Here is a 25,406-nt window from a genome sequence, read left to right on the forward strand (position 1 = left end):
CATTACACCAAATAATTTAATACATTTTTTAAGAGAAAAAGCCTGCAAGCTCTAATTGCAGGCTTTTGTCTATTGGTCTTGTGAATCGTTCAGTTGGCGCAGCAATGAATCGATTCGATTGCCATATTCTACTGAAGAATCAAAAGCGAAAGAAAGTTCAGGTGTAACTCGCAGACGAATGCGGTGGCTAATTTCAGAGCGAATAAAACCCTTCGCCTTTTCAAGCCCTTTTAACGTATCCTGGCGTTCTCTTTCAGTTCCTAGGCAAGTAATATATGCCGTCGCTTGCTGAAGATCACCAGTTACCTCTACATCCGTTACAGTTACAAATCCAACTCTTGGATCTTTGATTTTACGGCTAATGATATCTGCCAATTCTTTTTTCATTTGTTCAGCGACACGTGTTGAGCGCATTGACATAAACGTTCACCTCAATTTCTTATATAAACTCCCGATCAATGTGAAGGCATTGCCATTCCGGATTTGACTCAAGAAAAGCGATAGCCCGCTCTAGCTCTCTTTCCGCTGCTTGTTGTGAAGAAGCAACAGAAACAATAGCTAGAAGCGTTCTTTGCCAAACATCTTGATGGTCTATCTCTGCAATAGAGATATTGTATTTCTGTTTTACACGCATAGTCATAGACTGCAAAACAGCACGTTTTTCTTTTAGCGAATGTGCAGCAGGAACAAAAAATTCACACTCTGCATACGCCATCATTAGCGTTTAATCTCTTCCATGACGAAGGCTTCGATTTGGTCGCCTACTTTAAGGTCATTGTAGTCTTTGATAGTAAAACCACATTCATACCCTCTTGCAACTTCTTTTGCATCATCTTTGAAACGTTTTAAAGAATCTAACACACCTTCAAAGATAACAATACCCTCGCGAATCACACGTACACCACTGTCACGAGTTAATTTACCTTCTGTTACATAACCGCCGGCAATTGTACCAACTTTTGAAACTTTAAAGGTTTCGCGAATTTCTGCAGAACCGATTACTTTTTCTTCATATTCAGGATCTAGCATGCCTTTCATCGCAGCTTCAATCTCTTCAATTACTTTATAAATAATGCGGTGAAGACGAATATCTACGCCTTCAGCTTCTGCAGCACGTTTTGCATTGACATCAGGACGAACATTGAAACCAATTACAATTGCATTTGAAGCAGCTGCAAGTGAAATGTCAGATTCAGTAATCGCGCCAGCGCCTGTATGAATAATCTTCACATTAACGCCTTCTACATCAATTTTCATCAATGAAGCAGCCATTGCTTCAACTGTACCTTGAACATCTGCTTTGACAATTAAGTTTAATTCTTTCATATCGCCTTGTTTCATTTGTTCAAACAAGTTATCAAGTGTAACGCGTTGTTTTTCAGTACGCATCTCTTGGATAGCAGTCGATTCGCGAGCTTCCCCTACTTGACGAGCTGTTTTTTCGTCTTCAAATACAACGAAACGATCTCCTGCTTGTGGTACTTCGTTTAAGCCAGTAATTTCTACAGGCGTAGATGGACCTGCGCTTTTCACGCGGCGACCAAGATCGTTGACCATTGCACGTACACGACCATACGTATGACCAACAACAATTGGATCTCCTACATTTAATGTACCGTTTTGAACTAATAATGTTGCTACAGAGCCACGGCCTTTATCTAATTGTGCTTCAATAACAGAACCAATGGCATGACGTTTAGGATTTGCTTTTAATTCGCCTACTTCAGAAACAAGCAAAATCATTTCAAGCAATTGGTCAATACCTTCGCCAGACAAAGCAGAAATCGGTACAAAGATAGTATCCCCGCCCCAAGCTTCTGGAACCAAACCATGTTCTGTTAATTCTTGCATAACACGATCAGGGTTTGCTGTTTGTTTATCCATTTTGTTTACTGCTACGATGATTGGAACTTCAGCAGCTTTTGCGTGGTTAATTGCTTCAATCGTTTGAGGCATAACACCATCATCAGCAGCCACAACAAGGATTGTTAAATCGGTAATCTTAGCTCCACGCGCACGCATAGTTGTGAAAGCAGCATGTCCAGGTGTGTCTAGGAAAGTAATCTTTTTGCCTTGGACAACCACTTGATATGCACCGATATGTTGTGTAATACCACCCGCTTCGCCTTCTGTAACTTTAGTGTTACGGATAGAGTCAAGCAATGTTGTTTTACCATGGTCAACGTGACCCATAATTGTAACTACTGGCGGACGTTCTTTAATGTCTGCAGTATTTTCATTCTCATCTTCTTCGAAGTAAGTATCTAAATCTGTAGCGTCAATGCGTACTTCTTCTTCTACTTCAACCCCATAGTCTGCACAAATTAATTCGATTGCATCTTGATCAAGTTCTTGGTTGATTGTAGCCATAACACCAAGCATGAACAATTTTTTAATGATTTCAGATGGTTCACGGCCTAATTTTTTAGCTAATTCACCAACGCTAAGTGATTCATAAAACGTGATTTTTTCTGGCAATTCTTTTTTAACTGCTGGTTGTGGTGCTGGCTGTGGACGATTCTTGCGGCGTTGTCCACCGTGAATGCCCGGTTTGCGTCGTTGGTTGTTGTTACGGTTGCCACCTTGTGCATTATTGCTTCGGTTGCCGCCTCTTGCATTATTATTAGGGCGGTTGCCACCTTGTGTGTTGCTTGTTTGGCTACCGCTTCTAGCATTATTGTTAGAACGTTGGCCACCTTGCGTATTGCTTGTTTGGCTACCGCTTCTTGTATTATTATTCGGACGGTTGCCACCTTGCGTGTTGCTTGTTTGGCTGCCGCCTCTTGAATTATTGTTTGAACGGTTGCCACCTTGCGTGTTGCTCGTTTGGCTACCACCTCTTGAATTATTGTTTGGACGGTTGCCACCTTGCGTGTTGCTTGTTTGGCCACCACGATTATTCGTTTGGCTTCGGTTTTGATTATTATTTGTTGATGGTCTTTGTTTTGAGTTGTCTTTTGAAGTTGAATTATTATTCATAGTACTTCCTTGGTTATTATTTTGTTTTGTTTGAGCAGGACTAGAAGAGGGTTGCTCTTTTCTTGCTGCAGGACGAGTTCCTGGCTGCCCTTTTGTTGGGTTTGACTGTACACTCTGTTGTTGAGTGCCTTTTTTATATACATGATTTAATTTGCTAATCGTTTCTGGTTCTAACATGGACATATGATTCTTCACATCAATTTGGAGCTTAGATAACTGATCAATCACTTCTTTACTTGACTGGCTTACTTGTTTCGCATATTCATGAACGCGTAATTTTGTCATGTACTCACCCCCGGTTAGATTTCGTTGAGTAGCTGAGACAGCTTTCTTGCAAAACCGCTGTCCATTATTGCTACGGAAACTCTCGCCTCCCTACCAAGGGCGTGTCCGAGAACATCCCTTGTTGAAAATTCGTGTAGCTCAACGTGAAAAGAATGGCATTTATCGGTTAGCTTCTTTCTAGTATTTTTCGAAGCATCTGTCGATAAAATAACCAGCTTAGCTTGCTGATTTCTTACTTCTTTTACTACCTGTTCTTCGCCGGTTACCACCTTGCGTGCGCTTGCGGCTATACCTAGCAAATTTAAAATTGCTTGTTCTTGATTCATATTCGAGTTTCCTTTTGAACAATTGCTAATAGATCATCGTATATATGTGCTGGAATTTCCACTTGAAGTTGGCGTTCAAACACATTTTTCTCTTTTGCGGCTTGAATCGCTGTAGCCGATTTCGAAACATATGCGCCGCGCCCCGATTTTTTTCCAGTCGGATCAACAGTTACTTCTCCTTCTTTGGAACGGACCACGCGAATCATTTCTTTTTTCGGAAACATCTCTCCGGTAGCAATACATTTTCTTAAAGGTATTTTACGATTGGTCGGCATCAGAATTCACCTTTCTTTTGACATTTGGGTTAATTGAAGACACTGACGTCAAAATCCCTTGTTAGTCTTCTTTGTATAGATCCACTTCAATTTCTTCTAGTGGCTCTTCATCTATCTCTTGTTCATAGATATCAGCAGTTTGGACAATTTGCTCTTCTGAACGTGGATAAATGCCTAATTCAGTCGCATCTGTTTCGCTTTTAATATCGATTTTCCAGCCAGTTAATTTAGCTGCTAATCTTGCGTTTTGACCACGTTTACCGATTGCTAGAGACAACTGGTAATCTGGCACAACAACTGTAGTAGATTTTTCTTCTTCATTTACTTGGACATCTAGTACTTGTGAAGGGCTTAGTGCATTTGCTACAAATACCACTGGATCCTCAGACCACTCCACGATATCGATTTTTTCGCCGTGTAGTTCATTGACAATCGTTTGTACGCGCGCTCCTTTTGCACCAACGCATGAACCCACAGGATCCACTTCTTCGTTATGTGCCACAACCGAAATTTTAGAACGGTCGCCTGCTTCGCGGGCAATCGATTTAATTTCTACTGTGCCTTCAAAAATTTCCGGCACTTCAAGTTCAAATAGACGACGTAGCAATCCAGGATGCGTACGTGAAACGAATACTTGTGGTCCACGGGATGTGCGTTCTACTTTTGTAATATATACTTTTATCCGATCATGCGGTTTGTATACTTCACCAGGAATTTGCTCGCTTTGCGGAAGAACCGCTTCAATTTTGCCAATTCCCACATAGATATTACGAGGATCTAAACGTTCGACTACACCGTTCATAATGTCATCAGCACGGTCTACATACTCTTCATAGACAATACCGCGTTCTGCTTCACGGAAACGTTGTGTCACAATTTGTTTAGCAGTTGTAGCTGCAATACGACCAAAATTGCGCGGTGTTTCTTCTTCTTCCACTACATCCCCAATTTCATAAGCCGGGTTAATTTTCTGCGCTTCTTCTATAGAAATTTGTAGGTGATCGTCTTCTATATCATCTTCTTCTACAACGTCTTTACGTGTAAACAAACGTACTGAGCCTTTATCTAAGTTTAAATCTACACGGACATTTGCCGCTTGATTGAAGTTCTTTTTATACGCATTAATGAGTGCCGCTTCAATCGCCTCAACGATGACATCTTTTGAGATACCTTTTGCTTCAAGTGCAGCGAACGCACCGACTAATTCCTTACTCATTGTCCAATTTCACTCCTAAGTTAACGTTCTGCTGAAAAGTCAATTGCTAAACGGGCTTTGGCAATTTTATCTTTCGGTATGAGAACTTTTATTTTTCTAGTTTTAATTTTTACTGCAAGCTCAGCGCCTTCATCTGTGTAAGATTCTAGATAACCTTCAAATTCCTTCATGCCATTAATCGGCTCATATGATTTTATATGCACAAACTGATTAACTGCTTTTACAAAATCCGCTTCTTTTTTTAATGGACGTTCCGCTCCTGGTGAGGAAACTTCCAAAAAGTAATTTTGTTCAATCGGGTCCACTTCATCCAGTTTCTCACTCAACAATTCGCTTACTTGTGCGCATTGTTCTATATCTATGCTTCCTTCAGGAGTATCCACATAAACGCGTAGAAACCATTCTCTGCCTTCTTTCACAAATTCAATCTCGACTAATTCAAGGTTCAGGCTTTCTACTATTGGTGTTACTAATTGTTCCACTTCTGTTGTAACCTTGCTCATACAATCCTCCTGACTAAAGTTTGTTGTCATAACAAGAGAAAAGAGCGGGATATCCCACTCTTTTGCTGTCGTTCTATCAACAAATAATTGTCTAAATTATAACACAATCGCACCTTGAATGCAACTAGGGCTAGAAGAGGGACAGCTGGTTGGCATCTGGCATTCCTTCTAAGCAGCCCAATTTATCCATATACTCAATCAATGTCTTGGAAACACGACCTCGAATTTGTAAATCTTCTTTTGAAAGAAATTCACCATCTTCTCTTGCCTTGACAATAGCATATGCCACGTTATTCCCTAAGCCTGGAATAGCATTAAATGGCGGAATTAACGTCTGGCCTTCTATAACAAACTCCGTTGCCTTTGATTTGTATAAATCTACCTTCTGGAACGCCATACCTCTTTCGCACATTTCAAGCGCTAGTTCTAAAACAGTCAACAAGTTTTTCTCTTTTGGAGAAGCATCCAAACCTTTGCTTTCGATTTCTTCAATGCGTGATTTTATCATTTGTGAACCATTGACCATAGCGATTAAATCGAAATCGTCTGCACGGACTGAGAAATATGCACAATAGTATACAATCGGGAAATGAACTTTAAAATAGGCAATTCTAACAGCCATTAATACATATGCGGCAGCATGCGCTTTAGGGAACATATATTTTATCTTTTTACATGAATCAATGTACCACTCCGGAACACTTTCTTTCCGCATTGCTGCTTCCATGTCTTCTGTTAGCCCTTTCCCTTTACGCACACTCTCCATAATTTTAAATGCTAACGATGGTTCTAGTCCTTGGTAAATTAAATACACCATGATGTCATCTCGGCAGCCGATTACTTCCGATAACACACAAGTACCATTTTCTATTAGCTCACTTGCATTCCCGAGCCATACATCTGTCCCGTGTGATAACCCGGAAATTTGAACAAGCTCAGAGAACGTAGACGGTTTCGTTTCTTCTAACATTTGCCGTACAAATCGCGTACCAAACTCTGGAATGCCCAATGTACCGGTTTTACAGTTAATTTGCTCGGGCGTAATGCCTAACGATTCTGGACCTGTAAATATTTTCATTACTTCAGGATCATCTGTCGGAATAGATTTTGGATCAATTCCTGTTAAATCAAGTAGCATACGGATAACAGTCGGATCATCGTGTCCCAAAATATCCAGTTTCAGTATATTATCATGAATAGAGTGGAAATCAAAATGAGTTGTTTTCCATTCAGAATCTTGCGCATCAGCAGGATATTGGAATGGTGAAAAATCAAAGATATCCATATAGTTAGGTACGACTATAATGCCGCCTGGGTGTTGACCGGTTGTTCTTTTGACGCCTGTGCATCCTTGGACAAGCCGATCCACTTCTGCACCTCTAAAATTTAAATTGTTGTCTGATGCGTAGCCTTTTACATAGCCATAAGCCGTTTTCTCGGCAACTGTACCAATAGTTCCGGCACGATATGCATAATCTTCTCCAAACAATATTTTAGTATAGTTATGTGCCCGGGGTTGATAATGACCACTAAAGTTCAAGTCAATATCAGGCACCTTATCCCCTTTAAACCCAAGGAATGTTTCGAAAGGTATGTCGTGTCCATCCTTTTTATAGGGAGTTCCGCATGACGGGCAATCTTTGTTCGGCAAGTCAAATCCTGAGCCAACAGAGCCATCGTTAAAGAATTCTGATTGCTTACAGTTCGGGCAAATATAGTGTGGAGGCAATGCATTTACTTCTGTAATCTCCATCATAGCCGCTACAAGCGAAGAGCCTACGGAGCCCCGGGAGCCCACTAAATAGCCATCAATCAATGATTTTTTTACCAGCTTATGTGAAATTAAATAGATAACCGCAAAGCCATGGCCAATGATAGAACCTAATTCTTTTTCTAATCTGGCTTCAACTATTTCCGGTAGCGTTTCACCATATATTTGATGAGCCATTTTATACGTCATTTCACGTACTGTCTGGTCAGCACCTTCAATTTTTGGTGTGTATAGCTCATCTTTAACTGGCACAACATCACCAATCATATTGGCGATTTTTTGGGAGTTGGTTACGACAATCTCTTTTGCCACATCTGCTCCCAAAAAAGCAAAGTCTTCTAGCATTTCATCTGTAGTTCTAAAATGAACTGCTGGCAATTTATAGCGATTTAGTGGGTTAGCTCCACCTTGAGAACGAACGAGAACTTGTCGGAAAATCGCATCATTTTCAGTCAAATAATGAACGTTTCCTGTTACAACTACAGGTTTGCCTAATTTTTTACCGATTTTAACGATTTTTCGTATAATATCTTCTAAATTCCATTCATCTCGTATTAACTCTGCTTCGATAAGCGGAGAATATACTCCTTTTGGATGGACTTCTAAATAGTCATAAAACTTCGCTACTGCCATCGCTTCTTCCATAGACTTTTGCATGACAGCTGTAAAAAACTCACCCTTATCGCAGGCACTACCTACTAGTAAACCTTTCCGCAACCGTTGAAGCGACGACCGCTTGATTCGTGGTACACGATAAAATGTATTGACATGCGATTCGCTGACAAGTTTAAATAAATTTTTCAAACCGTCGTTATCAACAGCGAGGAGTGTACAATGTGTTGGACGTGCCCTTTTGTAAGAATCTCCTTCACCGATATATTTATTAAAATCATCATGATATGTGATGCCTTTTGCATCTGCTTCTTTTAATAAATGAAGTAATAGATATCCCGTTGCTTCTGTATCATAAATAGCGCGGTGGTGCTGTGTTAATTCAATGCCAAATTTTTTACACAATGTATTTAAACGGTGGTTCTTAAGCTCAGGATGCAAGAAACGGGCCAGCTCTAATGTATCGATTACAGGGTGATGAAACTCATCAACGCCCGCTTTCTTATAAGCTTCATATAGAAAGCCTATATCAAAAGATGCATTATGTGCTACTACTATGGTGTCACCGATAAAAGCATGGAACTCTTTAATCATATCAGTCACTTCTGGAGCGTTTCTGACCATATCATCCGTAATACCTGTTAACTCTATTGTTGTTGTTGACAGTGGATGATGAGGGTTCGCAAAGCTTTCAAACTTGTCTATTACTTCACCATTTCGGATTTTTACTGCTGCCAGCTCAATGATAGTGTCATATGCTGCAGACAAACCGGTTGTTTCTACGTCAAAAACAACATAAGTGTCGTCTTCTAGTAGACGATGTTGTTCATCATATGCTATAGGTACGCCATCATCTACTAAATTTGCCTCTAATCCATAGATAATCTTTATCCCATGTTTTTTCCCAGCATTATAGGCATCAGGGAAAGATTGGACGATTGCATGATCGGTAATGGCAATCGCTTCATGCCCCCACTTTGCAGCTTGACCGACAAGAGCATCTACTGAAGATACTGCATCCATCTGGCTCATTGGCGTATGTAGATGAAGCTCAACACGTTTTTCGCCTTCTTTTGCCTGGTCCTTCTTCAAAACGGGTTTAATCTCTACCATATCCTGGGCCATGACGATTAAATCTCTGACAAATGTGTCGTTTTGCACAGAGCCGCGTACTTTTAGCCACATTCCTTTTTTTGCACATTGCATCAAGGCTGCATCTTCTTTATCGCGAGAGAACATCTTGACTAAGATAGAATCTGTGTAATCAGTCATTTTCAATGTAAGAAGTGATCGTCCACTTCTTAATTCTTTGACCTCCGCATCAAATACATATCCTTCGATTACTACACGCCGTTCTTCATCTTGTATCTGATGAATGTCCATAATCGGTTCATCATGCTTAATAGGAACGCCTAGTTGGAATGGTCTATCGGATAAATCCACTCCCTCAGGATTATGCTGACGCTCTTTCTCACGTTTTTGCATATCCATAACAGCTTTTTTTGCAAAAGCTATCTCTTCTTGCTGCCGTTGTTCTAGGAACTGGCGTTGCTGTTCTGCCAAGTCCTCAGTTGATTCGACTAACTGAAAATCAACGGCCATATGAGGAAACCCATACTGTTTATAGGTCATGGATAATACATCTGCATATTTTGACTTCAATGTCATTAATTGAAACTCATGCTGACAATTGAGCATAATCTTCTGTCCATTCCATTCTGGGATCTGCTTCGCAAGACCTTCACGAAGCGGAGGAGACATTTCGTCTATTTCTTCTACAATCATCAACCAATAATCAGAAATTAAATCTTGTGTTAACTGTTGGTTTGTTGCTTCAATGGTTATCTGAATATCTGCGATAGATGAAAAAGCTTGTTTTAAACGCATTTGGAAATCGCGTAGCAGTTGAAACGGCAGTATATGCGGAAGCTTTATTGAAAAACGCCAAACTTTGTCTTTTTTATGCACAGTTAAGCGTTCTAGCTCAGCTGATTCAAAAAATGGCATAACCACATCTTCCGTCATATTGATTTGTTGCAAGAGCAATTGAAATCTTTGTCTTGCATCCTGTTCGTTAGCCATCATTTCACCTCTTTGTTAAATTTTATTAACTCTCTTTGAAACAAAGAAAAGAAAGTACAAATTGTACTTTCTCCCTAAAACGCAAGTCACATACTACTATTCGGCATGAAAGAAGTTGTTCAAACGATCCACCAATTCTTCTTTTGCCCATTCAAACGTTTCACCAGATTGGCGGAATTTCACTTCAACGATACCCTCAGAAGCTTTTTTGCCTACTGTGACACGCACAGGCAAGCCAATTAAATCCGCATCCGCAAATTTAACGCCAGCTCGTTCTTTTCGGTCGTCATATAATACATCATAACGATAAGAACGAAGCAATTTATAAAGATCATCTGTTAATGTTTTTTGCGCTTCATCTTTTTCATTAACTGAGATGAGATGTATATCATATGGCGCAATTTGTTTCGGCCACATAAAGCCATAGTTATCTTGGAATTGCTCTGCAACTGCTGCTAGTAATCTAGAAACACCGATTCCATAACAACCCATGATAAATGGTTGCTTACGTCCATTCTCGTCTAAAAAGCCAGCATTCATTGCATCACTGTATTTTGTACCTAATTTAAAGACATGCCCTACTTCAATACCTTCAGCAAATTTGATTGTTCCTTGTCCATCAGGTGTAGGGTCACCTACTTGGATAAAACGGATATCCTCAAAATGGTCAATAGCAAAATCTCTTCCTGGGTTCACATTTTTGTAATGGAAGCCATCTTCGTTTGCACCGCAAACACCATTGCGAATTGATTTAATTCCATGGTCGGCTATTACTTTCACGTTGACCGGCAGTTTCACAGGTCCAAGTGATCCCACATGACAATTTAATAATTCAAATACAGCTTGTTCCTCAGCTAGTTCCACTGACTCTGCATTTAGTGCATGTTTTAATTTTATTTCATTAATCTCATGATCTCCACGGGAAAGAACCACTATTAACTCATCATCAACATTAAAAACAAGTGTTTTAATACATTGCTCCTGTGAAACTTCTAAATAGTTTGCTACTTCTTCTATTGTTCTTTGATCTGGCGTTTCCACTTTTTCAAGTGTACCCATCTCTTCATCTGAATGCGTGTATTCAACATTCACCTCTGCCATTTCTATATTTGCCGCGTAATCAGTTTCATCTGAATATGCGATCGTATCTTCTCCTATTTCAGACAGCACCATAAATTCATGTGTGTCCGTACCACCAATTGATCCGGAGTCAGCTATTACAGCACGGAAGTTCAATCCTAAACGAGTGAAAATGTTTGTATAAGCTTTCACCATATCCTGGTAGGTTTCATCAAGGCTTTCTTCAGTTGAATGGAAGGAGTATGCATCCTTCATGATAAATTCTCGACCGCGCAGTAATCCAAAACGTGGGCGCTTTTCATCCCGGAATTTTGTTTGAATTTGATATAAAGTCAATGGCAGCTTCTTATAAGAATTTATTTCATCACGTACTAATGAAGTAATTACCTCTTCATGTGTTGGCCCTAAAGCGAAAGGTCGTTCGTGACGATCAGTTAAACGCATAAGCTCTGGTCCATAAGCATCCCAGCGACCGGATTCTTGCCATAACTCAGCTTGTTGCAAGGATGGCAATAACAATTCAACAGCGCCAGCTTCATTCATTTCTTCACGAACTATTTCCTCTATTTTTTGCAACACTTTAAAACCTAGTGGCAGATATGAATATACTCCACTCGCATGTTGACGGATAAAACCCGCACGTAATAAGAGCTGATGCGACAAGGCGTCAGCATCAGCAGGTATTTCGCGCAAAGTTGGTATAAATGTTTTACTTTGTTTCATGATTTAACCTCACTTTGAGCTCTGTTTAATTGTTTATTATATTGAAGCTCTATTTAATACGCTAAAAGAAAAAGCGTTGAATATCATTCCAAGTTACAGCAATCATAAGAATCATTAATAAAACGATCCCTACGAAATGAACCATGCCCTCTTTTTGACGATCGACAGGCTTGCCCCGTAATGCTTCAAATCCGAAGAATAGTAAGCGTCCTCCATCTAGAGCAGGTAGTGGAAGCAAGTTCATAATTCCTAAGTTAATACTTAATACTGCAGCCCAATTCATAATATTGACAACACCATATTTAGCCACTTCTTCGGTTGCCTTATAGATACCCACAGGACCCGACAAGGCATCAATCGTAAAACCGCCAGTTATTAAGGCACCTAGTATCGTAAATATTTTGATAATCCAGTGGTAGGTCTCAGTGAATCCAAACAATAATGCTTTGACTGGATTCTTTTCGACAGGGCTTTGATATTGTACGCCAATTTGACCGATTGACTGTCCTTCAATATCTTTCTTTTCTGGCGTCACTGTAAGAGTTTTATGAGAATCTCCACGTGTTACATCCAACGTTAGATCCTTCTTTGGATTTTTTTGGATGGCATCTGAAAGTTCTTGCCATGAATCGATTGATTTGCCATCAATGGATGTCACAACATCTCCCTTTTGCATCCCTGCTACAGCTGCTGGGCTGTCTTTTACAACACCCGCTATTACAGGTTCATATGTCGGTACACCTGTAATAAAAGCAATAATGATAAAAATGAAAACAGATAAAATAAAATTAAACAACGGACCTGCAAAAATAGTCATCGCACGTTTGCCGACCGATTTTGAATTAAACTGGCGGTCGTATGGAGCAATGATCAGCTCGCTGCCATTCTCTTCAATTACTGCATTTCGGGCAATATGGTAACGGACAAGTTTTTCATCTTCGTCATAACCTTCTACCCATAATTCTTTTTGAAGGTCTGCCTTTTCTACTTCTAAAAATAGCATGTCCGGCAATTGTTTGTTTTGATTTAAAACGATTTTAGTTACTTCGTTTTGGTTGTTTAGAAGCATTCCAATACGATAACCTGGTTGCAATTCAATGACATCTGCATCGTCTCCCGCCATACGGACATAACCACCCATTGGCAATAGACGAACAGTATATAATGTCTCGCCTTTATTGATCCCAATTATTTTAGGACCAAAACCAATTGCAAACTCACGCACTAATATGCCTGAACGCTTTGCGAAGATGAAATGACCAAGTTCATGGAAAAACACGATGGAACCGAATACCACAATAAATGCAATGATTGATTGCATGTAATCCCACCTTTTTATGCATTATAAAATTACTATTGCTATTTTAGCATGGTTTGAATCGTTTTTCTCGTTTCTTTATCTACTTGTAAAATAGTTTCTAAATCTGGGTTGCTAATATTCTCATGTTGGTTCATCATTCTGTCGATGATGTCTTCTATTTCAAGAAACTTGATCTTTCCTTGTAAGAAGGCACCCACTGCTGCTTCGTTCGCAGCGTTCATAACCGTTAAAATAGAGCCTCCCATCCGACCTGCTTGATAAGCAAAATCAAGGCAGCGGAAACGCTTTAAGTCAACATTTTCAAAGTGCAGTTGAGAAATTTTCGCTAAATCCAGCCTTTCAGCATTAGAGCGCGGCAACCTATCTGGATAACTTAAAGCATATTGGATTGGTGTACGCATGTCCGGTGTACCTAACTGTGCCATCACACTTGTATCATGATATTCAACCATCGAGTGAATAATGCTTTCTCGATGGATTAATACGTCAATTTTATCGTATGGCATATCATACAACACCGCTGCTTCAATGACTTCCAAACCTTTATTCATCAATGTAGCAGAATCAATTGTAATTTTTGCTCCCATAGACCAATTTGGATGATTTAGAGCTTCTTTAACTGTAACATTCGCCAATTCATCACGTGTTTGATCTCTAAAACTACCGCCAGAAGCCGTTAAGATAAGTCTTGAGACAGTTTTTGGATTTTCACCCTGCATTGATTGCCAAAGTGCTGAGTGCTCACTATCTACTGGCAAAATCGGTGCACCGTATTTCTTAGCTTCACTCATGACCAAATGTCCTGCTGTGACAAGTGTCTCTTTATTCGCAATTGCAATCATTTTTCTTTGCTGGATCGCTGCCAAAGTAGCTTCTAGTCCAATACTGCCTAAGACAGCATTCAATAGTATATCGCTGTCAGTATATGTAGCTACATCTATTAACCCTTGAGCACCATACGTGAATTCTGAGTCTAGAAATTCTTTTGCAAGTTTTTGTGCATCTTCCTCTAGTTGAACAGATACCAACTTAGGCTTAAACTCTTTTATTATTTCCTTTGTAAGCTCGATATTTTTACCAGCAGCAAAAGCTACAATTGAAAATTGATCAGGATGTTCCCTCACAATGTCTAATGTTTGTAATCCAATTGAGCCTGTTGCGCCTAATAAACTGATACGTTTCATCTACTAATCACCCTTAACCAATAAAGTGTAAAAAATAAAGCAGTGGCAAAACAAATAAGATACTATCAAAACGATCCAAAATGCCACCGTGTCCAGGAAGGATTTTACCGGAATCCTTCACGTCATAATGCCGTTTAATAGCGGATTCTACTAAATCCCCTAACTGGCCAAATATGGACGCAACAATGGAAACAAGTATAATTGTGACATATGAATAATCTAGCTTTACAATTGCCTGGAATATTAAAGCTGCAATGACTGCAACCACAATGCCACCCAAAAAGCCTTCAACAGTCTTATTCGGTGAAATTTCCGGCCATAATTTACGTTTGCCTAATTTTCTTCCGACAAAATAGGCGCCAGAATCCGTTGTCCACACGATGACCAATGCATAAACAACAAATGCCAATCCTTCCACCCTTGCAGTAATGAAGTAATGAAAGCCAATCCCTACATACAATGCACTGATTACCAAGAATCCTACATCATCAAAAGTAAAACTATTTTTTACAAAGACAGTATAAATCAGCAATAGAATTGCTGCTATAAACATGTATTCCATTTGCGAAAAAGAAGTAGCTTCTTGTAGTTCTAAGCTCCATTGTTTCGGCATTAAGACTACAAATAGTAGCAGTAACGTAATAATGCCGGGAACTGACAGTAAAGCTATTCCTCTCATTTTTAAAACTTCATATAATCCAATCGCTGCCATCACATACACTAATAGTGTGAACGGCAAATTTCCGTATACCACGAATGGAATAAATAAAAGCGCAGCAATAATTGCTGTGATAATCCGCTGTTTCAACTTTCATTATTCTCCTTTCAATCCCCCGTAACGGCGATTGCGTTTTTGGTAATCAATTATTGCACTGTACAAATGCTCCGCTTTAAACTCTGGCCAGTGTATATCAGAAAAAAAGAACTCCGTATATGCGAGTTGCCATAATAAAAAGTTACTTACTCGGTATTCACCGCTTGTACGTATTAGTAAATCTGGATCTCCAATACTTGACGTCATTAATTGTTCAGAAATTGTTTCTTCAGTTATTGATGCCATGTTAAGATCACCTTGCTGTACAAGGCTTGCGATCTTTTGTACTGCAAGAACCATTTCCCTGCGGCTACCATAATTAAATGCAAAATTAAGCACCATGCCTGTATTATCTTTCGTTTTATCCATTGCATTTTGCACAGCTCGACTTGTATGCGAAGGCAACCCATCCATTTCGCCAATCATTTCAACCCGAATATTTAACTCCATTAACTCGGGCAGGAAGTCAGCCAAAAATTCTTCAGGTAAACGCATTAAGAAATCTACCTCAGTTGATGGTCTTTTCCAATTCTCTGTAGAAAAAGCATATAGTGTAATCGCTCCAACCCCAATGGCGTTCGCAGCTTTTGTAATCACACGTACATTATGCATGCCTTCACGATGCCCGATAAAGCGTGGTAAAGCCCGGCTTTTTGCCCAGCGACCATTACCATCCATTATAATCGCGATATGCTTTGGCACCTCTTGCATTTGAATCAGTTCCATTTGCGCTTGCAATGACAGGTCTTTTTTTTCAGTTTTCTTCCATCCGAATTTATCTAACATTTAGAATCCTCCACTAACTTACAAATCGGAACGTATACTTCCTCTATCATACCAAAAATAACAATTAATTTCCTTAATCTAAACAAAAAAGATGCTTAGCCTAAAACTTAGAGCCAATCTAAATGGATAGGTTTTAGGGAAAGCTATGTATCACTTAAATGCGCTTTCTTCATAAGGAGCATGTAAAACAAAAAAGACGTCCCTGAGTTATAGGACGCCTTGAAAAAGACAAGGTTCTATGATTAAACGGATAGGATTTCGCTTTCTTTTTCTTTAGCAATTTGATCTACTTTTTCAATATTAGCATCAGTCAATTTTTGGATATCCTCAGAATATCCACGCAAATCGTCTTCAGTAATTTCGCCACTTTTTTCTAGTTTTTTGCAATCGTCGTTTGCATCGCGGCGTACATTACGAATAGCAACTTTCGCATCTTCGCCTTCTTTTTTTACTAATTTCACAAGATCTTTACGGCGTTCCTCTGTTAAAGCAGGAATTGAAAGACGGATGACGTTACCATCGTTAGTTGGTGTAATGCCAATGTCAGACTTCAATAAAGCTTTTTCAATTTCGCCTAGTACAGATTTATCGTATGGTTGGATTACTAGAAGGCGTGCTTCTGGCACAGAGACGCCAGCAAGCTGATTAATAGGTGTTGCAGCACCGTAGTATTCTACATTTACATGGTCTAGTAAAGAAGCATTTGCACGGCCTGCACGAATTGTTGCTAGTGCGCGGCTAAATGCTTGTATTGCTTTGTCCATTCTCTCTTCAGCTTTCGCCAAAACTTCCTTCGACATTATGGGTTCCTCCTCACGATTGTTCCAATGTTTTCTCCCAACACAGCGCGCTTAATATTACCGTTTTCTGTAATAGAGAACACAATAAGTGGGATATCATTATCCATACAAAGAGTGGATGCTGTTGAATCCATTACTTGTAGTCCTTGCTGAATAACTTCTAAGTATGTTAGTTGTTCATATTTCACTGCTTCTGTATCTATTCTTGGATCTGCAGAGTATACGCCATCTACATTATTTTTAGCCATTAAAATGACATCTGCATTAATCTCAGCTGCACGTAAAGCTGCAGTAGTATCAGTAGAGAAATAAGGATTTCCTGTTCCTGCTGCAAAAATGACAACACGTTTCTTTTCTAAATGGCGAACTGCTTTTCTGCGAATATAAGGTTCAGCAACTTGCGTCATAACAATTGATGATTGTACGCGAGTAGGTACATCTAGATTTTCAAGTGAATCTTGCAATGCTAAAGCATTCATTACAGTGGCCAACATGCCCATATAATCAGCATTTGCCCGCTCCATGCCCATTTCAGCACCAATTTTGCCTCTCCAAATATTTCCGCCACCTACTACTAATGCTACTTCTACTCCAAGCTCTACTACATCTTTCACTTGCTCTGCAACTGATTTGACGATTTTAGGAGATAAGCCAAATCCTTCTTCTCCGGCAAGCGCTTCTCCGCTAAGTTTAATGACTACTCTTTTGTACTGCTGCATACTCTTTGGAACCTCCATCATGCTTTTTCTTGAAAAAGAGGGAACACGAAAAAGATGTGCTCCCTGCTTTTTTGCTATTCATACGAATATATTATTTGCCTTTTACTTGGCTCATTACTTCTTCTGCAAAGTTGTCTTCGCGTTTTTCAATTCCTTCGCCAACTTCATAGCGCACGAAAGAAGTTAAAGTAGCGCCAGCAGATTTGATGTAGTCGCCCACTTTTTGATCTGGGTTTTTAACGAATGCTTGGTCAAGTACGCAAATTTCTTCGAAGTATTTACGAAGACGGCCTTCAACCATTTTTGCTACGATGTTTTCAGGTTTACCTTCGTTAAGTGCTTGTTCAGTTAATACTTTGCGTTCATGAGCGATTTCTTCTTCAGAAACTTGATCATGAGCGATGTATTTTGGATTTAATGCAGCAATATGCATTGCAACATCTCTTCCTACGTTTTCATCAGTAGTACCTTCAAGAACAGCTAACACACCGATACGTCCGCCCATGTGTAAGTAAGCGCCGAATGCATCTGCATCTGTTTTTGAAGCAACTGTAAAGCGACGAAGAGTGATTTTTTCACCGATAGTAGCTATTGCTTGGGAAATATGTTCAGCAACAGTTGCACCGTTTTCCATTTTTGAATCCATAGCTTCTTCTAGAGTAGCTGGTTTTGCAGCTAATAAGTGATCCGCTAATTCTTTAACTAATTTTTGGAATCCTTCGTTTTTAGCAACAAAGTCTGTTTCAGCATTTACTTCTAAAAGTACAGCGTCATTGCCTTTTACTTCGATGTAAGTTGTACCTTCTGCTGCGATACGATCTGCTTTTTTAGCAGCCGAAGAAAGACCTTTTTCACGTAAGAAGTCGATTGCCGCTTCCATATCTCCATCTACTTTTACTAATGCTTTTTTACAATCCATCATACCAGCACCAGTTTTTTCGCGTAATTCTTTAACCATTTTTGCAGTTACTTCTGCCATTGAAAATTCCTCCTTATAAATTCACATGAATTATTCCAGCTATATAGGGAACTTAAGTCCAACGTCCGGTGTAGATGCTAATGCAATATTTCCTTAAATTATATAATCCAGCAAATAAAGAGACATCAGTACACTGTGTGTTTATTTAAGAATACCCCAATAATTAGCATTAAACCAACTTTCTGCTTTAATAGATTGGTACCCTTACCAAAAAAGTAACGACCGTTTTCTATTAGGCGTTCATTGGTTTATAAAGCAAGCAAAGCTCCACTTTATTTTTATTATTCTCAAAAAAAGGTGATAAGAGGGTTTAGCCGCTTATCACCTGTTTTTTAATCAGAAATTACTCAGCTGCAACCTCTTCAGCTGGAACTGCTTCTTCTTCGCCTTGTTTAGACTCGATTAAAGCATCTGCCATTTTTGAAGTAATTAATTTTACAGCACGGATCGCATCGTCATTTGAAGGAATAACGTAGTCGATTTCATCTGGGTCACAGTTTGTATCAACCATTGCTACTAACGGAATGTTTAATTTGCGAGCTTCCGCTACTGCAATACGTTCTTTACGAGGATCTACAACAAACATAACGTCAGGTAGAGCGTGCATGTCACGGATACCACCTAAGAATTTAACAAGGCGTTCGTGTTGTTTTTTAAGTTGAACAACTTCTTTTTTAGGAAGAACTTCAAAAGTTCCGTCCTCTTCCATTCTTTCGATCTCTTTCAAACGTGCAACACGTTTTTGGATTGTACCGAAGTTTGTAAGAGTACCACCTAACCAACGTTGGTTGATATAGTAGTTACCTGAACGTTCTGCTTCTTCTTTAATTGCTTCTTGAGCTTGTTTTTTAGTACCAACGAAAAGTACTTTACCGCCGTCTTCGCCAACTTGGCGCATGAAGTCGTAAGCCTCTTCTAATTTTTTAACTGTTTTTTGTAAGTCGATAATATAAATTCCGTTACGTTCCACAAAAATATATTTTTTCATTTTTGGGTTCCAACGACGTGTTTGGTGACCGAAATGTACACCAGCTTCTAGTAATTGTTTCATTGAAATTACTGACATGATAGTTCCTCCTGATATGGTTTTTTTGTCCGCCGCATTCGTCCTTTATAAGAGCAACTCGAGATTCGAGCACCTTCTCCTATATCAGAATACGTGTGTAATGTAACACCATTTGATAATATATCATATCACCTGGTATTCTGCAAGAAATATTATTGCCCAAACTTTAAAAGCAACTCTACTTCAGTTTTTCCTTTTTGAAGGAGCTTTGCAATTTCATCCACAGACTTCCCGTTACGATAATATTCTTTTACCGTTTCTTCCATTGTTAATGGTTTGGGCTGTTGCATGTTTACGGCCAAATGATCTTGAAAAGTTGCTTTTGGCGTATTTTTTTTAGTATTTTTTTGGTAGGCCTTTGCCACGCTATTCCGTGGCATTTTAAAGTTATTGAAGTTACTTTCTTCTACTAGAGGGTGTTCCTTCTTCTGAGCTTCTTTTTCAATGCTCGTACTGTTTTCAAACGTTTGATGTGTTTTGGTTGCCAACTCTGCAATGAGACGGTCATTCTCATCTCTTATCTCCGCTAAATAAGCACCAAGGGAAGCCTCCAATTCATCTCTCACTTTTGTCTGATGAGTTTCTATATCTCTTAAACGAGAAATTTTGACATAAAGCAATGCAATAAAATAAAAGCTTAAAACTTGAGTGATAAACAAAAAGACTATACCTATTACCATATTTTTACCTACCCTTTAAAATCTACTAAATGTCCTGCAAAAGGATGCGTTAAATCATTGACCTTAGCGCTATTTTTTTCATTATTTTCCTGGGAGGCAGACTCAGTTCTATGAGCGACAGCTTCCTTTTTAGCTTTTCCAGTTGGACTGGATTCTGAGACAGATGTCCTCTTTCTAGCTTCTTGTTTTTGATGTGCTCTGCTTGCTAATTCCTGTCCTAACAGGGCTTGCTGCTGGTGTTGTTCCGATACTTTGCCCGCTTCAAAGGTTTTAGGCAAGGCTATTTGCAACTCAACAAATTTTAAACTCATCCTTCTGTCCCCTATCGGCTATTCATTTGGCATTTCTCCAGATAATATTTTGCGCAACTTAAAGATTGCTTTTGAATGGATTTGTGAAATGCGGGAAGTGGAGAGATGAAGCATTTCCCCAATTTCAGTAAGTGTCAATTCCTCTGTGTAAAATAAGCTAAGGACTTGCTGTTCTTTTTCATTTAATTTTAAAATACTTTCAACTAAATCCTGTAAAAGTTCTGTTCGTACAGCTTCCTCTTCAGGTGTTTTTGTAAGATGGTCCCTGATCGCAAAAGACTTTATCTCAGTATCATCTTGGTCTGTGTTATGTTCGTCAATTGACAATATATTAGACATAAAATGTTCTTGCATCGTCTGATACACATCATCAACATTTATATTTAATTGCTCTGCAACTTCCTCAGGGGTAACATGGCGCCCTAATTGTTGCTCCATTGCCTCAATTTGCAGCTCCATTTTTTTAGACTTTTCCCTCGCAGAGCGTGGAAGCCAATCTTCTTTTCGTAGGCCGTCGATAATCGCGCCACGAACACGAAAAGAGGCATATGTATCAAACTTTAAATCTCTGTTAATATCAAATTTATTAAGTGCATCAAACAACCCCATCATTCCAAGACTCGTTAATTCATCTTTTGAGATATTCTTTGGTAGATTTGTACCTATTCGCTGTACATGATACGAAACGAGGGGTGTATATTTTTTTATTAGTAGATCACCTGCATGAGGATCGCGTGTTGCTACCCAGTTTTGCCAAAGTTTCTGTTCTTCTTGTGTGGTTGTTTGCATTTCGTATCCCCCCTAATATTTAACCATATTATATCAAATACTTACTATAAAAGGGAGCCAAATTATATGCTCCCTTTTTAATATTATTCATCTTGCGCCATCATAGTCTTCACGGCTTTCGCCAGCTCCTCTGCTTGGCTTTCTGTATTTACTTCTAGATTAGCTTTTTCCATATCTTCATTGACTTCAATATGTTCATCGCTTGGATTTTCTTCTTGTTCAATTTCAGTTGGTGTGTACATAACAAAAGCGATCAAATAACGCACAAGAAAAGAAGCAACAAAAACGACTAACGCAATGATAAATGTTTGGATAAGAATTTGAGTGGGTGTATCACCCGATTGAAGGTTGCAAAAAAAGTAAATCGTGAAAGCAGCTAGTGCTGCCCACCAATTGTAAAAAATAGAACCCGCCATTAAATTTCCTTCACTCCTTGGTTGACTGTGCGAATCTGCAATAATGAATTGGCTGTATCAAACTCAATCGTTCTGCCGCTGTTACCGCCTGTATCCTCAGCTACAATAGGAATAGAGAAATTTTTCAGTTGTTGTTTGACTGCTTCTACATTTCTTGGCCCGATTCGCATTGATTCTCTATTTGTAGCGAATTGAAACATTTGGGAGCCTCCTGCAATTTTGGCCTTTAACCGAAAAGGATAAACGCCCTCTCTTTTTAACTGCTCAAGCATGGCTGGTATTGCCGTATCAGCGAATTTTGCTACATTTAGAGAATCGCTTCGTGAAAGGGATGAATCCGGCAACATTACATGGATTAACCCAGCAATACCCTTAAATTCATCGTATAAAACGACGCCAACGCATGAACCTAGCCCTGATGTGCGGATCGTGTGAGGCGACTTGACTATATCCATTTGTGCAATTCCAACTTTTATTACGGTGCTCACGCTTTCTATCATTTTACAAAACCCCTAATGCACTAAAGATTGTTTCGAAAGATTCAGGATCCGGCAATAAAAAGAAATGTCCATGTACGGATTCTGAGCCTTCCATATGTTCTTCAAAAATCGTCGTATCAATGACTATTGCATGGTCGCCAATTTGCGAAAGTTCAATTAACCCATAACTTATAATGGCACCGAACATATCTACTGTCAGCGCAGGTGGGGTAGGCTGAATCTTTAACCCTGTAAAATCAGATAAGGATGATAAATAAGAACCTGATAATATGTTGCCAAGCTCTTGCATAGCTGAAATGCCCATATCCGATACATTTGTATCTTGAAAGTCAAACTTGTCATCGTGTATTAATTTACGAATAAAATGGTTGGCTTGTTCAACTGATAGGATGAAGAACATCCCTCCGGTTGCATCGCCTTCGATTCGAAGATAAATGCTTACAACAACACTTTCTGCACCGCCAACAAATTCCATAATTTCATTAAATGAAGCCATTTTAACATATGGAACTTTCATATCAATCTTTGTATTCAATAAATTAGAAAGAGCAGTAGCTGCATGCGCTGCTCCTATATTTCCAATCTCTTTCAATACATCTAAATGAACGGAGGTAATATTATTTTTAAAAGACAAGAAAATGCCCCCTTATTTTAAGGTGTGAAGTACTTTCTCTAAATTTAATAGAATAAGAAGCCTTTTATCTGTCTTTGCTACGCCTGATATAAATTCTTCCTCGAATGAGCCGACCACTTCAGGCTGAGGTTCAATTGAACTCGTCGGGATATCCATCACATCATTGGCAGCATCTACAATAAAACCTACTTCCATATCATCTAGGGATATAATTATAATGCGTGTGTCATCATTTTCTACCGTTGATTTCACGTTGAACCGGTCGCGCAAATCAATAATTGGTGTTACCACACCTCTTAGATTAATGACACCTTTAACGTAGCTGGGCGTTTTGGGTACGCGCGTAATATGCATCGCTTTTTCAATGCCTTGCACTTGGTTCACTGGAATGGCATACTCTTTTTCCCCTAATTGAAACACAATAATTTTCACACTATCCATATCTACTGCTTTTTCCAAAGTGCTCACCTAACCTTCTAAACATTATTTAATTAGTGAATTACAGTCTACAATTAATGCTACTTGGCCGTTTCCAAGGATAGTAGCCCCCGAAATGGCAAATACATTTGTTAAGTAATTTCCTAATGATTTCAACACAATCTCTTGCTGGCCTATAAACGAATCGACCACTAATCCTGCCATTTTTTCTCCTTTTCGCACAAGAACTACAGAATGGAATTCATCATTCTTTGGTTCTGGGCGAGGTACATCAAAGAATTCATCAAGGAATAATAACGGCACAACTTTCCCGCGAAAATCGATTACTTTTTGATTATGCGCATTCATAATGTCAGAATTCCGAATAATTGATGTCTCAATAATAGATGAAAGCGGAATAGCATAAATTTCTTTTTCAATTTCAACAAGCATCACTGAAATAATTGATAGAGTCAGTGGTAACTGTATAGAGAATAATGAACCTTTGCCTTCTACAGATTCAATCGTAATATTACCGCCTAATGACTCGATTGTAGATTTAACTACATCTAAGCCTACTCCACGACCAGATATATCAGAAATAACCGAAGCTGTTGAAAAGCCTGAAGACAAAATTAATTCATTCACTTGTTGATCTGACATTGATTCTGCAGCTTCAGCTGTAACAATTCCTTTAGCAATCGCTTTTTCTAAAACTCGTTCTCTATTGATTCCTGCACCATCATCTTCAAGCTCGATAAACACATGGTTACCGCTATGATAAGCGCGCAAAACGATATTGCCTTGTTCTGTTTTGCCAGCTTTCTTACGTACTTCTGGATCTTCTACACCGTGATCTAAAGCATTTCGAATTAAATGGACAAGCGGATCACCTATTTCATCAATAACTGTTCTATCCAATTCAGTTTCTGCCCCGATGATTTCAAGATTGACTTGTTTATGCAAATCGCGGGCTAACTGACGTACCATTTTGGGGAAACGATTGAATACTGTTTCAACTGGCACCATGCGCATGGTTAAAATAATATTCTGTAAGTCGCCAGAAATACGTGCCATTCTTTCTACGGTTTCATTCAACTCGCCATGATTCAATTCACCAGCAATTGATTGTAAACGCCCACGATCGATTACAAGCTCTTCAAATAAGTTCATCAAAATATCCAATCGCTCAATGTTAACACGTATTGTTTTACTACCTTGGGCACTTTTCTTCTCTGAGACCTTATTATTTGGTACTGAGTTTGCTGCTTTTTGGGCCGTAGTCTCTTTAGTTGGTTTTTCATCTTTAGAAACTACTTCTGCTGTTTCTTCTACCGTTGTTGCTGCCGCCTCTTCATTAGCCTTTGATTCATCAATTGGTGTGACAGTAATCTGTTCAACTTCAGAAACCTTCATTAGCTTACTTTGTAAGTCGTTAATTGGTTCTTTAGTTATAAAGGCAACGTGGAATTCTTGGTCGAATTGTTCTTCTTCCAACTTATCTACAGATGGCGAAGATTTCACGACATCACCCAATTTTTCAAGAATATCAAATACCATATAAACGCGGGCAGCCTTTAAAAGACAGTCAGCACGTAGCATGACGGTAATCTCATATGTATGAAAACCTTGCTCGCGAGATTGCTGAAGCACTGTTAATTCAAATTCATCGAATTGCAAAGCATCATTTGAAGATGCTCCAGATTCTTGTACTTCCTCTTTCGCACCAGAAGCTTGTACGATTTCTTCACCATTCTCAATCATTTTTAATTTTTGTACAGTGCTCGTAACATCTCTTTTTCCATCACCTCCGCCAGAGATATCATCAATCATTGCTTCAAGATGGTCCACGGATTCAAATACCACATCCAGAATTTCCGGCGTTACTATAATTTTTTCATTGCGGATACCGTCTAATACATTTTCCATCTTGTGAGTTAAGTCTGCTAGGTCTTCAAATCCCATTGTGGCAGACATCCCTTTTAATGTGTGGGCATTCCGAAAAATTTCATTTACGATAGCTAAATCATGTGGATTTTGTTCTAGAGCCAGCAAATTTTCGTTACATGATTGAAGATGTTCTTTACTCTCATCTATAAAGACCTCTAAATATTGATTTGTATCCATGAAGAGTCCTC

At 39.1% G+C, this 25,406-nt stretch carries 25 protein-coding genes; all 25 read right to left on the reverse strand.

Features of this window, described 5'->3' with window-relative positions:
• Positions 1-69 precede the first annotated feature (69 nt).
• Positions 70-420, reverse strand: coding sequence for a 30S ribosome-binding factor RbfA (rbfA, locus tag RCJ93_RS06270; protein WP_150283923.1), 351 nt, complete (start codon positions 418-420; stop codon positions 70-72).
• A gap of 19 nt (positions 421-439) precedes the next feature.
• Positions 440-718 (reverse strand): DUF503 domain-containing protein, encoded by a 279-nt coding sequence (locus tag RCJ93_RS06275; protein WP_066785729.1) that lies wholly within the window; start codon positions 716-718, stop codon positions 440-442.
• Positions 718-3,264: a translation initiation factor IF-2 gene (gene infB / locus RCJ93_RS06280; protein WP_150283921.1), complete on the reverse strand. Its 2,547-nt coding sequence runs from the start codon at positions 3,262-3,264 to the stop codon at positions 718-720. The genes RCJ93_RS06275 and infB overlap by 1 nt, the downstream gene beginning before the upstream one ends.
• Before the next feature lie 14 nt (positions 3,265-3,278).
• Positions 3,279-3,590 carry a YlxQ family RNA-binding protein gene (locus tag RCJ93_RS06285; RefSeq protein WP_066785714.1) on the reverse strand — a complete coding sequence of 104 codons (312 nt, stop codon included), beginning with the start codon at positions 3,588-3,590 and terminating at the stop codon, positions 3,279-3,281.
• Complete coding sequence (rnpM, locus tag RCJ93_RS06290) at positions 3,587-3,865, reverse strand: RNase P modulator RnpM (protein ID WP_446738634.1); 279 nt, start codon at positions 3,863-3,865, stop codon at positions 3,587-3,589. Before rnpM ends, RCJ93_RS06285 begins: the two co-directional genes overlap by 4 nt.
• Before the next feature lie 61 nt (positions 3,866-3,926).
• A complete protein-coding gene (gene nusA / locus RCJ93_RS06295) occupies positions 3,927-5,081 on the reverse strand; it encodes a transcription termination factor NusA (protein ID WP_066785709.1) in 1,155 nt (384 codons plus the stop codon).
• Between the two features lie 20 nt (positions 5,082-5,101).
• Positions 5,102-5,584, reverse strand: coding sequence for a ribosome maturation factor RimP (gene rimP / locus RCJ93_RS06300; RefSeq protein WP_066785707.1), 483 nt, complete (start codon positions 5,582-5,584; stop codon positions 5,102-5,104).
• Positions 5,585-5,714: 130 nt separating this feature from the next.
• Positions 5,715-10,049 (reverse strand): PolC-type DNA polymerase III, encoded by a 4,335-nt coding sequence (locus RCJ93_RS06305; RefSeq protein WP_446738635.1) that lies wholly within the window; start codon positions 10,047-10,049, stop codon positions 5,715-5,717.
• A gap of 96 nt (positions 10,050-10,145) precedes the next feature.
• Positions 10,146-11,852, reverse strand: a complete 1,707-nt coding sequence (locus RCJ93_RS06310) for a proline--tRNA ligase (protein WP_150283919.1) — start codon at positions 11,850-11,852, stop codon at positions 10,146-10,148.
• Between the two features lie 61 nt (positions 11,853-11,913).
• Entirely contained in the window at positions 11,914-13,173 is a 1,260-nt protein-coding gene (gene rseP / locus RCJ93_RS06315; RefSeq protein WP_066785698.1) for an RIP metalloprotease RseP, read from the reverse strand.
• A 38-nt stretch (positions 13,174-13,211) separates the two neighbouring features.
• Positions 13,212-14,357, reverse strand: coding sequence for a 1-deoxy-D-xylulose-5-phosphate reductoisomerase (gene dxr / locus RCJ93_RS06320; RefSeq protein WP_150283918.1), 1,146 nt, complete (start codon positions 14,355-14,357; stop codon positions 13,212-13,214).
• 13 nt (positions 14,358-14,370) lie between these two features.
• Positions 14,371-15,165: a phosphatidate cytidylyltransferase gene (locus RCJ93_RS06325; RefSeq protein WP_066785692.1), complete on the reverse strand. Its 795-nt coding sequence runs from the start codon at positions 15,163-15,165 to the stop codon at positions 14,371-14,373.
• A 6-nt stretch (positions 15,166-15,171) separates the two neighbouring features.
• Positions 15,172-15,957: an isoprenyl transferase gene (locus RCJ93_RS06330; protein WP_066785689.1), complete on the reverse strand. Its 786-nt coding sequence runs from the start codon at positions 15,955-15,957 to the stop codon at positions 15,172-15,174.
• A 242-nt stretch (positions 15,958-16,199) separates the two neighbouring features.
• On the reverse strand, positions 16,200-16,757 hold the full coding sequence (frr, locus tag RCJ93_RS06335) for a ribosome recycling factor (RefSeq protein ID WP_066785687.1): 558 nt from the start codon (positions 16,755-16,757) through the stop codon (positions 16,200-16,202).
• Entirely contained in the window at positions 16,757-17,494 is a 738-nt protein-coding gene (gene pyrH / locus RCJ93_RS06340) for a UMP kinase (RefSeq protein ID WP_066785685.1), read from the reverse strand. Before pyrH ends, frr begins: the two co-directional genes overlap by 1 nt.
• A 73-nt stretch (positions 17,495-17,567) precedes the next feature.
• Positions 17,568-18,455: a translation elongation factor Ts gene (gene tsf, locus RCJ93_RS06345; RefSeq protein ID WP_066785683.1), complete on the reverse strand. Its 888-nt coding sequence runs from the start codon at positions 18,453-18,455 to the stop codon at positions 17,568-17,570.
• Between the two features lie 343 nt (positions 18,456-18,798).
• Positions 18,799-19,521, reverse strand: a complete 723-nt coding sequence (gene rpsB, locus RCJ93_RS06350) for a 30S ribosomal protein S2 (protein ID WP_066785674.1) — start codon at positions 19,519-19,521, stop codon at positions 18,799-18,801.
• Positions 19,522-19,673: 152 nt separating this feature from the next.
• Entirely contained in the window at positions 19,674-20,201 is a 528-nt protein-coding gene (locus RCJ93_RS06355) for a hypothetical protein (RefSeq protein ID WP_446738636.1), read from the reverse strand.
• Positions 20,202-20,209: 8 nt separating this feature from the next.
• Positions 20,210-20,512 carry a hypothetical protein gene (locus tag RCJ93_RS06360; protein ID WP_066785668.1) on the reverse strand — a complete coding sequence of 101 codons (303 nt, stop codon included), beginning with the start codon at positions 20,510-20,512 and terminating at the stop codon, positions 20,210-20,212.
• Between the two features lie 18 nt (positions 20,513-20,530).
• Positions 20,531-21,301, reverse strand: coding sequence for a FliA/WhiG family RNA polymerase sigma factor (locus RCJ93_RS06365; protein ID WP_150283916.1), 771 nt, complete (start codon positions 21,299-21,301; stop codon positions 20,531-20,533).
• 83 nt (positions 21,302-21,384) lie between these two features.
• Complete coding sequence (locus tag RCJ93_RS06370; RefSeq protein WP_446738637.1) at positions 21,385-21,717, reverse strand: hypothetical protein; 333 nt, start codon at positions 21,715-21,717, stop codon at positions 21,385-21,387.
• The gene (locus tag RCJ93_RS06375) at positions 21,717-22,217 is read right to left on the reverse strand and encodes a chemotaxis protein CheD (RefSeq protein WP_066785660.1); all 501 of its coding nucleotides are present in this window, start codon (positions 22,215-22,217) and stop codon (positions 21,717-21,719) included. Before RCJ93_RS06375 ends, RCJ93_RS06370 begins: the two co-directional genes overlap by 1 nt.
• Before the next feature lies 1 nt (position 22,218).
• The gene (locus RCJ93_RS06380; RefSeq protein ID WP_066785654.1) at positions 22,219-22,851 is read right to left on the reverse strand and encodes a chemotaxis protein CheC; all 633 of its coding nucleotides are present in this window, start codon (positions 22,849-22,851) and stop codon (positions 22,219-22,221) included.
• Between the two features lie 12 nt (positions 22,852-22,863).
• On the reverse strand, positions 22,864-23,310 hold the full coding sequence (locus RCJ93_RS06385) for a chemotaxis protein CheW (protein ID WP_223823520.1): 447 nt from the start codon (positions 23,308-23,310) through the stop codon (positions 22,864-22,866).
• Positions 23,311-23,334: 24 nt separating this feature from the next.
• Positions 23,335-25,395, reverse strand: coding sequence for a chemotaxis protein CheW (locus RCJ93_RS06390; protein WP_446738638.1), 2,061 nt, complete (start codon positions 25,393-25,395; stop codon positions 23,335-23,337).
• Between the last annotated feature and the right edge of the window lie 11 nt (positions 25,396-25,406).

This window comes from Rummeliibacillus sp. BSL5, from assembly GCF_052928305.1.

Excerpts from the sequence above, each read along its gene's own strand:
- RCJ93_RS06365 (WP_150283916.1), bottom strand. The coding sequence starts at position 21,301 with ATGCAAACAACCACACAAGAAGAACAGAAACTTTGGCAAAACTGGGTA.
- RCJ93_RS06370 (WP_446738637.1), bottom strand. The coding sequence starts at position 21,717 with ATGGCGGGTTCTATTTTTTACAATTGGTGGGCAGCACTAGCTGCTTTC.
- RCJ93_RS06355 (WP_446738636.1), bottom strand. The coding sequence starts at position 20,201 with ATGGTAATAGGTATAGTCTTTTTGTTTATCACTCAAGTTTTAAGCTTT.
- tsf (WP_066785683.1), bottom strand. The coding sequence starts at position 18,455 with ATGGCAGAAGTAACTGCAAAAATGGTTAAAGAATTACGCGAAAAAACT.
- rbfA (WP_150283923.1), bottom strand. The coding sequence starts at position 420 with ATGTCAATGCGCTCAACACGTGTCGCTGAACAAATGAAAAAAGAATTG.
- rnpM (WP_446738634.1), bottom strand. The coding sequence starts at position 3,865 with ATGCCGACCAATCGTAAAATACCTTTAAGAAAATGTATTGCTACCGGA.
- rseP (WP_066785698.1), bottom strand. The coding sequence starts at position 13,173 with ATGCAATCAATCATTGCATTTATTGTGGTATTCGGTTCCATCGTGTTT.
- RCJ93_RS06275 (WP_066785729.1), bottom strand. The coding sequence starts at position 718 with ATGATGGCGTATGCAGAGTGTGAATTTTTTGTTCCTGCTGCACATTCG.
- RCJ93_RS06360 (WP_066785668.1), bottom strand. The coding sequence starts at position 20,512 with ATGAGTTTAAAATTTGTTGAGTTGCAAATAGCCTTGCCTAAAACCTTT.
- RCJ93_RS06310 (WP_150283919.1), bottom strand. The coding sequence starts at position 11,852 with ATGAAACAAAGTAAAACATTTATACCAACTTTGCGCGAAATACCTGCT.
- infB (WP_150283921.1), bottom strand. The coding sequence starts at position 3,264 with ATGACAAAATTACGCGTTCATGAATATGCGAAACAAGTAAGCCAGTCA.
- RCJ93_RS06375 (WP_066785660.1), bottom strand. The coding sequence starts at position 22,217 with ATGATAGAAAGCGTGAGCACCGTAATAAAAGTTGGAATTGCACAAATG.
- nusA (WP_066785709.1), bottom strand. The coding sequence starts at position 5,081 with ATGAGTAAGGAATTAGTCGGTGCGTTCGCTGCACTTGAAGCAAAAGGT.
- pyrH (WP_066785685.1), bottom strand. The coding sequence starts at position 17,494 with ATGGAGGTTCCAAAGAGTATGCAGCAGTACAAAAGAGTAGTCATTAAA.
- RCJ93_RS06305 (WP_446738635.1), bottom strand. The coding sequence starts at position 10,049 with ATGGCTAACGAACAGGATGCAAGACAAAGATTTCAATTGCTCTTGCAA.
- frr (WP_066785687.1), bottom strand. The coding sequence starts at position 16,757 with ATGTCGAAGGAAGTTTTGGCGAAAGCTGAAGAGAGAATGGACAAAGCA.
- RCJ93_RS06285 (WP_066785714.1), bottom strand. The coding sequence starts at position 3,590 with ATGAATCAAGAACAAGCAATTTTAAATTTGCTAGGTATAGCCGCAAGC.
- RCJ93_RS06330 (WP_066785689.1), bottom strand. The coding sequence starts at position 15,957 with ATGTTAGATAAATTCGGATGGAAGAAAACTGAAAAAAAAGACCTGTCA.
- dxr (WP_150283918.1), bottom strand. The coding sequence starts at position 14,357 with ATGAAACGTATCAGTTTATTAGGCGCAACAGGCTCAATTGGATTACAA.
- RCJ93_RS06390 (WP_446738638.1), bottom strand. The coding sequence starts at position 25,395 with ATGGATACAAATCAATATTTAGAGGTCTTTATAGATGAGAGTAAAGAA.
- rimP (WP_066785707.1), bottom strand. The coding sequence starts at position 5,584 with ATGAGCAAGGTTACAACAGAAGTGGAACAATTAGTAACACCAATAGTA.
- rpsB (WP_066785674.1), bottom strand. The coding sequence starts at position 19,521 with ATGTCAGTAATTTCAATGAAACAATTACTAGAAGCTGGTGTACATTTC.